The sequence below is a fragment of the Nitrospiraceae bacterium genome (genome assembly GCA_035623075.1).
Lineage (GTDB): Bacteria > Nitrospirota > Nitrospiria > Nitrospirales > Nitrospiraceae > DASPUC01.
Genome location: DASPUC010000020.1, coordinates 44,878 through 58,234 on the forward strand (window position 1 = coordinate 44,878; position 13,357 = coordinate 58,234).

Consider the following 13,357-nt stretch of genomic DNA (forward strand, 5'->3'; position numbering starts at 1 on the left):
TAAACGGTGATGATCACGCCTCAAATCTGCGGTTCGGCGATGCTTGACTTGACAAGGGATCTGTGCGCGTTTGCCACCGGTGTTGTCGCCGACGACAATGAAAAACTGTTTGCCCGCATCGGGAAGGAGCTGCAACTGAAGCTGCACCGCTACAAGTCCGACGATACCTACAACGGTTGGGTTGTTCCGAAGAATTGGCGTGTGATGAAGGCGGAAATCCGGCGGGACGGCAAGGTGCTCTTCGATGGAACTGTCCATACACTCGGCGTGGCCCGTTATTCCAAAAATTTCAAGGGAGTCCTGTCGTGGGAAGAGTTGAAGCCGCGATTGGTCACGCGTCCGGACCTGCCCGGCGCCTACGTTTTCCACTGCATGTGGCAGTACCGCCCTTGGGCGGCAGATTGGGCCCTGTCGGTTCCCTACTACATACATCGAGAATTCGGACCCGGTCGTTATGAAGTCGATCTTCAGACTGAATATAGCCAAGGGGAGATGCTGGTTGCTGAACACAACAAAAAAGGGCGGAGCGACAAAGTCATCGTATTCCACTCGAATTCCTGTCACCCGCACATGGCGAACGACGGGTTTGCGGGGACGGCGTTGTTGATCCGACTATTTCAATGGCTTGCCGGCCAGGACACCTACTACACCTATCGATTGGTTATCGGGCCGGAGCACGTGGGAACGATTTTCTACCTGCGGGACATGCCGAGGTCCGAGTTGCAGAGGATCGTCTGTGGCGTCTTCGAAGAGATGCCTGGCACGATGGGGCCGATCAAGGTCACCTCGACCTTCGCAGGCGGGCATATCCTCGACCGGGCCTTCGCCAATGTGGTCCGCCATCACGCCAAAGCGTACGCGCTGGTGCCCTGGCGGCAGGGCGCCGGAAATGACGAAACGGTATGGGAGGCGCCTGGCTATGAAGTTCCCTTCGTCGAGGTCACGAGATCCGAAGCGCTGATGCAGCCTTATCTCGAGTATCACACCAGCATGGACTCACCGGAGCTAATGAATCCGCTTCAGCTGGAGGAGCTGCTCGACGTGTTGAAAAGAGTGGTAGAAGTGCTGGAAGGGAATGCCAGGATGCATCGCACGTTCGACGGGCTCATCTGTCTCTCGAATCCCGCGTACGACCTGTACATGGAACGAAAGGATCCCGCGATCGCGAAAAATCTCCCCGACGATTCCGAGAAGTGGGGGTATCTGTTGGATTGCATCCTCCGCTATTTCGATGGATCGATGACCGTGCTCGACATCGCGGAGAAGCACGATCTGCCGTTCGAACGAGTCCTGGCCTATGTGCGTCGTTTCGAGGAAAAGGGGTTGGTCCGGACCGAGTTCGTGCCGATGTCTCGCGCCATGCCGCATCCAATGGACGGGACGAGACGATGATCGCCCTGGTCGATCTGAGAATCAGCAACGTTGGATCCATTCGGCACGCGCTTGCGCGGGTCGGCTGCCCTGACACCGTAGAAGCCACGGCCGCCTCCGTTCCCCGCGCCTCCGCGCTGATCATTCCGGGCGTCGGTTCCTTCGGGGACGGCATGGCCAGCTTGCGGGAGCAAGGCCTCGTCGAACCGATCCGGCGCGCGGCGCAGGAAGGCATGCCCCTATTTGGAATTTGCCTCGGTATGCAGCTGTTGGCATTCGAAAGCGACGAGCACGGGCGTCACGAAGGGTTGGGGTTACTCGAAGGGCGGGTGGTCACCCTCGCTCCGACCGACCCCCGGTTCCGTGTCCCCAATATCGGCTGGTGCGACGTCCGGAGCATCCGTTCCGGCGTCTTGTTCGGCGACCAGCCCGGCGGTTGTTTCTATCACGTGCACAGTTACCACCTCGTTCCGAAGGACCGGAGAGTGATCGCCGCCGCCATCGACTACAGCGGTCAGGAAATTGTAGTGGCAGTGGAGCAGGAGAATATCTTCGGCGTTCAGTTCCATCCGGAGAAAAGCCAGGACGACGGCCTTGATTTTCTGGCCCGGTTTGTCCGCCACGCCGCCGCTCCCGTTCACAGCCGGTGAGACGTTCCGCATGACGCGACCGAGACTCATTCCCGTGCTCCTGCTGAAGCACGGAGTGATCGTGAGAAGTCAATTGTTCAAGGTGCATCAGGTCATCGGGAATCCGATGAGCACGGTGCAACGGTTGTCCAATTGGAACGTCGACGAGCTGATCCTGCTCGATATCAGCAAGAACGACTTCCATGATCTCCGGCGCGACGACCTTCAGCAGCGCTACCAGGGGACATCGGCGCTGGACGTGCTGCGCGAAGTCGCCAAGGTGTGCTTCATGCCGTTGACCTTCGGCGGGCGCGTGCGCACGCTGGAGGACATCCGCTCCCGGCTCGAAGCAGGTGCCGACAAAGTGGTGATCAACACGGCGGCGCTCGATAAACCGGCCTTCGTCCGCGAAGCCTCGGCCCGTTTCGGGGCGCAATGTATCGTGGTCTCAATCGACGCCGTCCATCGGCTGGCCGGGTGCTATGAAGTCATGGCGGAGGACGGACAGCGGGCGACCGGTCTGAAGCCTCAGGAATGGGCCCGCCAAGTGCAGGACCTTGGAGCGGGAGAAATATTCCTCAACTCAGTCGATCGCGACGGTTCCGCAAAAGGGTTCGATCTCGAGCTTGTTCGTCGCGTCGCCGCCGCCGTCCGCATTCCGGTCATCGCGTGCGGTGGGGTCGGAAAGTACGCGGACTTCGCTCCCGGCATTTTGCAGGGTGGCGCCGCCGCCGTCGCCGCCGCGAACATTTTTCACTTTTTCGAATCCTCTTATCCGCTTGCGAAGGAGGCATGCATCGAGGCGGGTGTGCCGATGAGGCCGGTTAAACTGGACAGCCGTTGGCAGCGTCGGGAACCCGAGTACGACGACGCGTTCGAAAACCGGCGCATCGAAGACCGTCTCAGACGGGCGCGCGAACATGACTATGTCGCTGGGCAGCCGAGGGCCGTGAAGCAGCGGATTCGTTGGTGCACGCGATGCCTCTATCCATCTATCAGCGCGGCACCCACGGAGTTCGACGAGGCCGGCGTGTGCATGGGATGCCGTATGGCAGAGGTCAAGACGGCGATCACTCCGTCAGAATGGAAGCGACGCAGGGAGCTCTTGCGCGAGATTCTGGAACGGTATCGATGCCGAGACGGTAGCCGCCACGATTGTGTCATTGCAGTCAGCGGCGGCAAGGACAGCTGGTTCCAGACCCACGTGATCAAACACGAATTCGGGCTGAATCCGCTTCTCGTGACGTATGACGGCAACAACTGGACGCCACCCGGCTGGCGGAACATGATCCGGATGCGGGAGGTCTTCGGTTGCGATCACGTCGTCTGCCGCCCTTCCGTGGAAGTGTTGAAAAAGCTCAACCGTCTCGCGTTTATTGTCATGGGCGACATGAACTGGCACGCGCACGTCGGGATCACGACGGCGCCGGTCCGGGTGGCGGCGGAGCACCGGATTCCGCTTGTGATTTGGGGGGAGCACGGCTATTTGGATCTGTGCGGCCAGTTCTCGATGGACGATTTTCCTGAAATGAGTTACCGCGATCGGCTCGAGCACTTCGCTCGGGGGTATGAGTGGAATTATTTCGTTGGCAAAGAAGGTCTGACGAGCCAGGACATGATCTGGTGGAAGTATCCCAGTGATCGGGAGTTGTTCGATTTGGACATCCGGGGCATCTATCTCGGCAATTACGTTTATTGGGAGGCCAACGAGCACGGCAAGATGGTCGTGGATAAGTACGGGTTCGAGGTCAGCGACATCGCGTTCGAGCGGACCTACCGCCGCATGTCCAATCTGGACGATATGCATGAGAACGGTGTGCACGACTACCTGAAATACATCAAGTTCGGCTATGGCCGGTGTACCGATCACGTCTGCAAGGACATCCGTGCGGGTTTGATGACCCGTGCAGAAGGATTGGCGTTGGTGAGGCGAATGGATCCTGTGAAGTCGAGCGATCTGAATCGATGGTTGGACTATGTCGGCATGACGGAGGAAGAGTTCGATTCGATCGCCGATACGTTCCGGGATCCTCGCGTGTGGCGTATGGAACAGGCCCGCTGGACCAAAGACGAGCCGGAAGCCTGCACCTCATACAAGCAGTCGGACGCGATGGTGAAACAACGATGACCGTCGACGCGAACCGGGCCGCAGCGATCAGTGAACGTCTGAGCGAGAAAGAGCTCTGTCCCGACGAGCTGTTGGCGGGACAGGAAGCGGCCTTTCAGCGCGACATCGCCCGGCTGCATGCGCGATCGGCAGAATTCGTGACGGTGCCCTGCCCTGCCTGTGGCGAGGGTAGAGACGTCCCGGCGTTCGCAAAATTCGGGTTTCAGTTTCAGGCTTGTCCGAAGTGCCGGACCATCTATATGAGTCCGCGACCCTCCGAAGCGCTCATGGCGGACTACTATGCTCATTCTGAAAACTACGCCTATTGGGCCAAACATATTTTTCCGGCTTCCGAGGCGTCACGGCGGGAAAAGATCCATAAGCCTTGGCTCGAACGGGTCGTCGGCTATTGCGACCGGTTCGACATACCGCGGGGCACCTTGGTGGAAGTGGGGCCCGGATTCGGAACCTTTGCGGCGGTGGTAACGGAGTCCGGACGGTTCCAGCGAGTGCTGGCAGTGGAGCCGACCCCCGAACTGGCGGCGGCATGTCGCGAGCGTGGCGTAGCAGTCATCGAGCGCCGAATCGAAGAAGTGACCGACGAAGTGGAAGGTATCGATGTCCTGGTGGCATTCGAGGTGATTGAACACCTCTTTGAACCGAGGCGGTTCATCGCTCGGTGTGCCAAACTGCTTCCCCCGGGTGGCCTCCTAGTGGTGTCCTGTCCCAACGGACTGGGATTCGATATCGCGTTGCTCGGGGCCCATGCCTTGGCAGTCGATGCGGAGCATGTCAATCTGTTCAACCCCGAATCATTGTCGGGATTGCTCCGGCGCAGCGGTTTCGAGGTACTGGAGGCGTCGACACCCGGTCGCCTGGATGCCGAGTTCGTTCGAGAGGCCGCCTTGAAAGGTGAGTGCGACCTGTCGCGCGATCCGTTTCTAAGACGGGTTTTGTTGGAGGAATGGGACCGCCTGGGGTGGCCATTTCAGCAGTTCCTGGCGGCGAACGGGCTGTCCTCGCACCTCTGGATCGTTGCGCGCAGGCTGGAGAAAGAGGCGCATGGCGAATAATCCGAATCGGCTCTCTGTCGAAGCCGCGGTCAAGCACTGCTATTCGACCTGGGCCGACAACTACCATCGGGATTACTATACCGAAAAGGCTGCGTATCCTCCGGTTCACCAAGACTTGATCAGAAAGTTGCTCCTCGACGCCAGTGTCAAGACCGTCCTCGATGCTGGCTGTGGCCCCGCATCGATGTTGAGAGGGTTGGCAGGATCGGGGTTCGAGCTGTTCGGGTTCGATCTCACTCCGGAGATGGTCAAGGAAGCGCGCCGAGTGATGGCTCCGTTTGGCGTACCCGAGGGGCACATCTGGGAGGGGAGCGTGGCGGACACGGCCGCCTTCCGTGTGCCTGCCGACGGGCGGGCCGGATTCGACGCCGCTATCTGCGTCGGCGTGTTCCCTCACGTGCCGGCCGAGTTGGAAGCAGCCGCTCTGACCAATCTTCACTCTGCCGTGCGGCCGGGTGGGTTGGTCGTGATCGAGGCGCGCAATCAACTCTTCGCTCTCTTCACGCTCAACCGGTATTCGTACCGGTTTTTCCTGGACGAACTGGTACGCGACGAGGAGTTGTTCCAAGGCGAGGACGAGGCCGGCCATCGCCAGGTGCTCGACGAACTCGGGCAACGGTTCCGGCTCGATCTTCCACCGGTGCGCGGAGGTAAGGCTGGCGAACCCGGCTATGACGAAGTGTTATCCCGGACGCACAATCCGCTGGTATTTCGAGAGCAGTTTGCCGCCGTCGGGTTTAGGGATGTCCGGGTCCTTTTTTACCACTACCATTGCCTCCCGCCTCTCTGCGAGCAGACGGTCCCTGATCTGTTCCGCCGACGAAGTCTGGCGATGGAGAATCCGGAGGATTGGCGGGGCTACTTCATGGCGTCGGCCTTCGTGGTCACGGGCGTTCGAGCATGATACGGAAGGACGGCTGGGAGGCCTATTGTATCTGGGAGCACAGCGCCACTGTTCGGGATCTCTACCGACGGCGATGCCGTCGTGAAGCCGAAGAAATGACGTCTCACAAGCAAGCCGCCGAGTTGCTTGTTTCCCGCATCAGACCGGGCGAAAGCCTGCTCGATGCTGGATGCGGGAGTGGTTACTTCTACCATTCCTTGTCGTCCCGGAAACTTCCAGCCGAGTATTGGGGCGTGGACGCAGCGTCCACCCTGATTCACATCGGGCAAGCCGAGTTGCCCGCCTACGGCCTGCCGGCCGAGCGGCTGTTGCCGTGGCGCATCGAGGATCTGGATGGGCGTGTGGACCACACAGTGTGCCTCAACGTGTTGAGCAACATCGACAACTACCATCGCCCGCTCGAACGACTGCTCAAAATGACGAAACGAAGCCTCATCCTGCGCGAGTCTCTCAAGACTGAGGCGGAGTATCGCTACGTCGAGGACAGGTTTCTCGATCCCGGCGTGACGCTGAAAGTGCACGTCAATCACTACGACGTCGGAGAGGTGTGCGACTTCATCCGGGGATACGGGTTCGACGTGCGGGAGGTTGTCGATGAGCGGACGGGCGGCAAACCGGAAGATGTGATCGGCTATCCCCATTATTGGACCTTCCTCGTCGCGGACCGCCATCTCTGACACCATGTCTCGAATCACAGGTTTTTTGTCCTCCGTTGATCTCGACCAGGCTCGGCAGCGATGCCGCCGTATGGCTGAGGTGTCAGTGCATCCCGCCTGGCGATCTGTATCCGAAGCGACTGGTTTAGCGTCGATGTCCTGGTGTGGTTCGAAGTGCCCGAATCTGGCGAAGGTTGGCGACGTAATAGCGGTAGTGGATGGCCACGTGTTCAATCGGCAGGAGATCGGCGAGTCGGGTGTCGGGCCAGGAGCGTCGACGGCCGAATGGCTGATCTGCCTCTATCGCGCTTTCGGCTTCGAGAAGACTATGGAGAAACTGGCCGGCGACGTCGCCGTGGCGTTGTACGATGCCGGATCGGGACAGCTGTGGCTGGTGCGCGATCGCGTGGGCCATCGGCCGCTGTACTATGCGGAGACTCCGCTCGGGATTGCCTTTGCCTCGCGTCCCGGAGCGCTTTTGTCGATTCCGGATGTGCCGGCCGAGCCGAACCGCCGGTTTGCGGCGGTCTTTGCCGGCTCCCATTACCGGTACATCGACAATGTCCCCGACGAGTCTCCCTATGCCGGTATACGCCAGGTGCCGGCGGCCACGATAGTCTGTTTCACCAACGGGACGGGCCGCGCCACCCGGTATTGGCGGCTGACCGAACAGCCGGAGTTTTCAGAGAGCGAGCCAGAACTCGCCGTTTGGTACCGGGACCTCCTGATGGACGCGGTTCAGCGGAGGCTTGCCTGCTTCGACAACCCGGCCTTCACACTCTCCGGAGGTATGGACAGCTCGTCCGTCCTGTCTTGTGCAGTCGAGGTTACAGGGCGAAAGCTCCACGCCTTTTCATCCGTCCATAGCGATAAGACCTATGATGAAAGCGGAGACATTCGATCCTTTCTCGACTACAAAGTCGACGTCTGGCATCCGATCCCGATCGAGGGATTCGATCTGTTCGCCACAGTGCGCAGGATGGTGGCCGCTCATGACGAGCCGGTTGCGACTGCTACCTGGCTGTCTCACTTTCTGCTGTGTCAAGCTGTTCGTGAAGCGGGATTCAACGCGCTCTTTGGAGGCCTGGGCGGCGATGAACTGAACGCGGGTGAGTACGAATACTTTATCTTTCACTTTGCCGATCTCGCCCGAGCCGGCCGTCACGACGAGCTGACACATGAGATCGAACAGTGGGCGCGGCACCACGACCATCCGATCTACCGCAAGAATCGGGTGGCGGCGGAAGAAGCGATTCGACGTATGACCAATGAGACGCAGTCCGGCGTTGTGATCCCTGACGGGCGCCGTCTGACCAGGTATTACCCGGCAGTGTCGAAGGACTATTACGATCTCCGCACATTTCAGCCGGTGCTCGACCATCCGTTCACGTCGTGGCTCAAGAACCGGACCTATCAGGACATCTTTCGTGAAACAGCTCCCTGCTGTTTGAGGGCCGAGGATCGGGACTGTGCGGCGTTCGATCTCGACCATGCCGATCCATTCTTCGATCACCGGCTGGTGGAGTTTATGTTCCGTGTTCCCAGCCATATGAAAATCAGGGACGGCATCACGAAGCGCCTGTTGCGTGAGGCCATGAAAGGGATCCTTCCGGAGGAAACGCGTACGAGAATTAAGAAGACGGGCTGGAACGCGCCGGCCCATCTGTGGTTTTCAAAAACGGCGTTGACGGAGCTTCAGGATCTGATGCATTCGCGGCGCTTCATCGAGAGGGGTTTGTACGATTTCGCGGAGGTCCAGCGGCTCTTGGACGAGCATGTCGAGATTGTGGAGTCCGGCGCGGCCCGCGAGAACCACATGATGTTCCTCTGGCAGTTGGTCAATATGGAGCTGTGGTTGCAGCACGTGGATGAGTTGCAAACGACGAGAGCTGCAGCGGTAAAAGTTTCCACCACAGGCCGGGAAGGAGGAAGGTAATGGCTCTTTCGATGGCCTCAAAAATGATTCAAGGTGCCAAGGCATCGCTGAGAATGGCGGCCGGAGCATGGCAGTTTTCCAAAAACCGGACGACTCCCAACTATGCGTATCAAAGTCTCGTTCAGTTGTTCTGTTTGACGGGGGGACGGTCGAACGACCTAATGGCCAGAGCAATGGCGTTGAGGTATCCAACGTATGACCTAGGGTCCGCTGAAGGTATCTTGGGAAAGTTGACTCGGCGTGACGTGACAAACGTCGTGGAGGACATCAAGGAGCATGGCTTCCATGTGTTCAGCGAAAAGCTTCCAGCCACGATCTGTGATCGACTCGAAGCGTTTGCCCTGAAACAAGAAGCGATTATCCGGCAGATGGATCAGGAGTCCGCCCGGCAGTATGGCACTCGCAAGGCGGTGTATAACCCAGTGGCTCCCCAAGGAATTATCTATGAGTTCGACCCCGAGGTCCTCATCAATCAGAACGATATTCAGATTCTCATGACCGATCGCTCGATCTTGTCGGTTGCGCAGGGTTACATCGGTTCAAAGCCGGTGCTCGATGAGGTCAATCTTTGGTGGAGTACTGCGTACAGAGCGAATGCCGATGCCAGCGCGGCGCAGCTCTATCACTTCGATATGGATCGGATCAGGTGGCTCAAGTTCTTCATCTACTTGACCGATGTCGAGCCACAAAACGGCCCTCACTGCTTTGTGGAAGGCACCCATAGAACGGGCGGAATTCCACAGGATTTTCTCAAGCGCGGTTATGTGCGTATTAGCGATCAAGAAATACAGGCTGCATTTTCGCACGACCGCCTGATCGAATTCACCGGCCCGCGGGGCACCATCATTGCCGAAGACACGCGTGGGCTTCACAAAGGACGGCCGATCTTAAGAGGTCATCGGTTGATCCTTGAATTTGAGTTCTCGAACAGCTTGTTCGGCGGCACTCCTCACAAGGTTAGTCGTTTTGGGACGTTTCACGGGCAGGACATTGAGCACTTCATTCGGACTCATTCACGCGTTTATGAGCGTTGGCTGTAGAGGTAGATGGTCCGCTCTGGTCAACAATCGCGGATGAGCTGAGGTCATGAAGCCCTGGTCGTACACGAAACAGATAATTGACCTGCTTGAGATTGGAGAGCGGCGCCAATTGTACGTTCTGCTTGGTGCGATCACCCTGATGGGCCTGATTGACGTAATCGGGATTTCCTCGGTTCTCCCGTTCATGGCTGTGCTGGCGAAACCGGATGTGATCCAGACCGCCCCGGTGCTCCACACAATCTATGACCGGTGGGGATTTGTAAGTCCCAACCGATTTCTTTTCTTTCTGGGCCTTATTGCGCTCGTGACGATCACCTTAACGAATCTGTTCACCTTATTCGTATCCAGGGCGATCCTACGATTTTGCTATCTCACAGGGCATGCCCTCTCCGAGCGAATGTTGCGGGGATATCTCTCCAGGCCGTATGAGTTCTTCTTGATGCGCAATAGTTCTTCTCTCATGCTCAATGTCATGGGGGAGGTTACCGGAGTTGTCCAGGGGATCCTGTTCCCCGGCATGCAGGTAGTGGCCAAATGCGTTGTGGCAATGTGTGTGCTGACGTTTGTGGTGCTCATGCAGCCCGGTTTGGCATTAGGCTTCGCAGCGGTTCTGGGCGGCGCTTATGTGGTCCTCTTTGCCTTCGTGCGTAAGAGGGTTACCCGGCTTGGAGCACGTAGCCAGGACGCGAACCGTGAGCGGTATCGGCTGACGACCGAGGTGTTCGCGGGAATCAAGGATCTGCGGCTGTTGGCTCGCGAGATGGAATACTTTGATCGCATAAGGCAGGCCTCTCGAGAATATGCCGTCAATCAGAGCGCCACGGAGTTAATCGCGATGGCGCCGCGCTATGCATTGGAAGCGATTGCCTTCGGTGCAGTCCTTATGTTGGTGCTCTTCCTGCTGGCGGTCGAACGCGACGTGTCGCGCATGGTGCCACTTTTAACACTGTATGCCTTTGCGTCCTACCGATTGTTGCCCGCATTTCAGCAGGTGTTCTCAAGCTTGACGCATATCCGTTTCAATCTGCCCTCCCTGGATGTTGTTACGCGAGAACTTAAGGAGTTGCGACACTCCAAGGAACAGGACGAGACCCCGGTCGGAAAAATTGCTCCCCGGGCGCTTGCGTTCGACCGGGAAATTGCGCTTGAGCGAGTCATCTATCGGTACGAGGGGCGTGAGAGTCCTGTACTGCAAGCGATCAGCTTTGCCATCAAGAAGAATACGACGGTGGGTTTGGTCGGTGAAACAGGCTCGGGGAAGACGACCCTTGTCGACATTATTTTGGGACTCCTGGAGCCGGTAGATGGCAAGTTGCTCGTCGATGGCAGCCCCATCACTGCTGGGAATGTCCGCGCGTGGCGCAGGAATCTCGGGTATGTGCCGCAGCAGATTTTCCTGAGCGACGATACGGTTGCTCGCAACATCGCGTTCGGAGTGCCGCAATCGGCAATTAACCGAGCACGGGTAGAAGAGGTGGGAAGGATCGCCAACATACATGACTTTATCGTCAGCCAGTTGCCTCAAGGATACGATACTCCTGTGGGTGAACGAGGGGTACGATTGAGCGGTGGACAGCGGCAGCGCATCGGGATCGCTCGGGCCCTGTATCATGATCCGTCTGTCTTGGTCATGGATGAGGCGACGAGTGCCCTCGACGGCATTACGGAGGATGCCATCATCGATGCCATTCATGCGCTTGCACATCGGAAAACGATTATCCTCATCGCTCATCGGTTTGCCACGGTTCAGGACTGCGACATCATCTATATGCTCGATAGAGGTCGTCTCATCGATCAAGGCTCCTACGACGAACTGATCGTACGCAGTGAGCAATTTCGAGCAATGGCTAAGGTCTGAATCGCTTTACACTCTGAAATGTAATCATGAAAATTCTATTCTTCGCGCCACACTCAGCCATTTGGGTTCATGCTTTCCCGGAAGCGCTAGTCGCTGACGTTCTCAAACAAGGAGGGCATGAGATCGTATACATCACATGTGGCGAGCTATTTAGTCGCTTCTGTGTATGTATGAGCGCCCATCGAATTCCTATCGACGCATCTGAAGAGGATCGGAAAGCCGTGTGCGGCCTCTGCCATGAGTACAAAAACATTATCCGACACGAGTTTGCTCTTTCCGGGTATGACCTTGCATCGGTTCTTACCTCAGAGGATTTGAGAGAGGTCGAGCGGATCGGTGATAGCGTCACCCCTGAAGACCTTCTTGATCTGACCATCGATGGCGTCGAAGTTGGTCGCGCGGCGCTGAGTACCTTCCTCTTGACTTACAAGCGTGTGAGCCTCACGTTTTCCTCAGAGGAATGGCTTATATTCAAGATAGAACTTGTCAATACGCTACGCTCATTCTTCGGCTGCCGGAAAGTATTAGATCGCGAACGACCGGACCGAGTTATTCTCTATTCATCCGGATACTCCGTGAATCTTGTTTGGTGTCATCTTGCGCAGAAACGAGGGATCCTCTTTTATTACATGAACGCTGGAAGTAATCTCTCTGACCGGCTACAGAAGGTAGTGCTTTCTCGAGGTCATTCATTGCAACGAAGGCTTCTCAGTTACTGGGATCAGTACAAAACGATTCCATGCCCACCGAACACAATGGCCTACGTGACCGACCATTTTCTTGAGCTGCTCAAAGGGCGCCATAGTTTTGTGTATTCGGTCCCCAAAAGCGTGGAAGGCATTGACCTAAGGCATCGATTCGGCATTCGCCCAGATCAAAAGGTGCTGGTAGCCACTCTCAGTAGCTATGACGAATTGTTTGCAGCCCAGGTGACCGGATTGTTTCCGTCCGATTTACATTTTCTGTTTCCGCTTCAGGTGGATTGGCTACGAGCGATGTTGAATTTCATTAGATTGCGGCCTGATCTCTTTTTAATCATACGGGTTCATCCCCGCGAGTTTCCGAACAAGAGGGAGATCGTTAAGTCCGAACATGCCAGGCAACTCGAAGAAACTTTCCGTGATCTCCCGAGAAACACAGCAGTCAATTGGCCGGCGGATGGCATTTCGCTATATGATCTTGCCGACATCACTGATGTGTGTCTGAACGGATGGTCAAGTGCAGGGAAAGAACTGAGCCTGCTCGGCATCCCGGTCGTCATCTACTCCTCGAATCTGGTGTTTTATCCCCCTGATCTGAATTACCTTGGTGAAACGATGGAGAGCTACTTTGGGCAAATTGAGCAGGCACTCAAGGACGGTTGGTCTCACGAGCGCATTCGCCGGACATACCGATGGCTTGCCCTGGAAGATCAATACTCTCGGCTAGATATCTCAGACAGCTATGCGTACAAGGAACATGCTTCGCGACCGATCTGGCAAAGGGTGTTTGGTCGTATTTGCCGCGAACTCTCTCCGCATTTCCAGCAGCGAAGGGATTGCAAGCATCGGGCGACGAGAATGATTAGTGCACCCCTCATTAACCGTATTGTGACCGAGGGACGAGATTCCGTGCTTGATATATTGGAGCCTAGTCAGCATGAGCGCGTTTCCGATGAAGTAGAAACCAGGGCGTTGAAAAATCAGATTGGCCGTCTCGTCTCTGCGCTCTACGGTGAGCAGTCGAGATTGCCTATCTCGCACACTCTTCACCAACGTTTAGTCAGCTTCGTCGAATCATAAGG

General features: G+C 57.2%; 10 protein-coding genes. All 10 read left to right on the forward strand.

Features of this window, described 5'->3' with window-relative positions:
* Positions 1-9 precede the first annotated feature (9 nt).
* Positions 10-1,392 (forward strand): DUF4910 domain-containing protein, encoded by a 1,383-nt coding sequence (locus VEI50_04025; GenBank protein ID HXX74270.1) that lies wholly within the window; start codon positions 10-12, stop codon positions 1,390-1,392.
* Complete coding sequence (hisH, locus tag VEI50_04030; protein HXX74271.1) at positions 1,389-2,021, forward strand: imidazole glycerol phosphate synthase subunit HisH; 633 nt, start codon at positions 1,389-1,391, stop codon at positions 2,019-2,021. Before VEI50_04025 ends, hisH begins: the two co-directional genes overlap by 4 nt.
* 10 nt (positions 2,022-2,031) lie before the next feature.
* A complete protein-coding gene (locus VEI50_04035) occupies positions 2,032-4,128 on the forward strand; it encodes an N-acetyl sugar amidotransferase (GenBank protein ID HXX74272.1) in 2,097 nt (698 codons plus the stop codon).
* On the forward strand, positions 4,125-5,180 hold the full coding sequence (locus VEI50_04040) for a class I SAM-dependent methyltransferase (protein HXX74273.1): 1,056 nt from the start codon (positions 4,125-4,127) through the stop codon (positions 5,178-5,180). The genes VEI50_04035 and VEI50_04040 overlap by 4 nt, the downstream gene beginning before the upstream one ends.
* Positions 5,170-6,084, forward strand: coding sequence for a class I SAM-dependent methyltransferase (locus VEI50_04045; protein ID HXX74274.1), 915 nt, complete (start codon positions 5,170-5,172; stop codon positions 6,082-6,084). Before VEI50_04040 ends, VEI50_04045 begins: the two co-directional genes overlap by 11 nt.
* On the forward strand, positions 6,081-6,761 hold the full coding sequence (locus VEI50_04050; GenBank protein HXX74275.1) for a methyltransferase: 681 nt from the start codon (positions 6,081-6,083) through the stop codon (positions 6,759-6,761). Before VEI50_04045 ends, VEI50_04050 begins: the two co-directional genes overlap by 4 nt.
* A 70-nt stretch (positions 6,762-6,831) precedes the next feature.
* A complete protein-coding gene (locus VEI50_04055; protein HXX74276.1) occupies positions 6,832-8,676 on the forward strand; it encodes an asparagine synthase-related protein in 1,845 nt (614 codons plus the stop codon).
* Positions 8,676-9,716 carry a hypothetical protein gene (locus VEI50_04060; GenBank protein ID HXX74277.1) on the forward strand — a complete coding sequence of 347 codons (1,041 nt, stop codon included), beginning with the start codon at positions 8,676-8,678 and terminating at the stop codon, positions 9,714-9,716. The genes VEI50_04055 and VEI50_04060 overlap by 1 nt, the downstream gene beginning before the upstream one ends.
* A gap of 46 nt (positions 9,717-9,762) precedes the next feature.
* Positions 9,763-11,574, forward strand: a complete 1,812-nt coding sequence (locus tag VEI50_04065) for an ABC transporter ATP-binding protein (GenBank protein ID HXX74278.1) — start codon at positions 9,763-9,765, stop codon at positions 11,572-11,574.
* 755 nt (positions 11,575-12,329) lie between these two features.
* On the forward strand, positions 12,330-13,355 hold the full coding sequence (locus tag VEI50_04070) for a hypothetical protein (GenBank protein ID HXX74279.1): 1,026 nt from the start codon (positions 12,330-12,332) through the stop codon (positions 13,353-13,355).
* Positions 13,356-13,357 lie beyond the last annotated feature (2 nt).

Coding starts and splice junctions, on each gene's coding strand:
- VEI50_04045 (HXX74274.1), top strand. CDS start 5,170: ATGGCGAATAATCCGAATCGGCTCTCTGTCGAAGCCGCGGTCAAGCAC.
- VEI50_04065 (HXX74278.1), top strand. CDS start 9,763: ATGAAGCCCTGGTCGTACACGAAACAGATAATTGACCTGCTTGAGATT.
- VEI50_04050 (HXX74275.1), top strand. CDS start 6,081: ATGATACGGAAGGACGGCTGGGAGGCCTATTGTATCTGGGAGCACAGC.
- VEI50_04025 (HXX74270.1), top strand. CDS start 10: ATGATCACGCCTCAAATCTGCGGTTCGGCGATGCTTGACTTGACAAGG.
- VEI50_04055 (HXX74276.1), top strand. CDS start 6,832: ATGGCTGAGGTGTCAGTGCATCCCGCCTGGCGATCTGTATCCGAAGCG.
- hisH (HXX74271.1), top strand. CDS start 1,389: ATGATCGCCCTGGTCGATCTGAGAATCAGCAACGTTGGATCCATTCGG.
- VEI50_04035 (HXX74272.1), top strand. CDS start 2,032: ATGACGCGACCGAGACTCATTCCCGTGCTCCTGCTGAAGCACGGAGTG.
- VEI50_04070 (HXX74279.1), top strand. CDS start 12,330: ATGGCCTACGTGACCGACCATTTTCTTGAGCTGCTCAAAGGGCGCCAT.
- VEI50_04040 (HXX74273.1), top strand. CDS start 4,125: ATGACCGTCGACGCGAACCGGGCCGCAGCGATCAGTGAACGTCTGAGC.
- VEI50_04060 (HXX74277.1), top strand. CDS start 8,676: ATGGCTCTTTCGATGGCCTCAAAAATGATTCAAGGTGCCAAGGCATCG.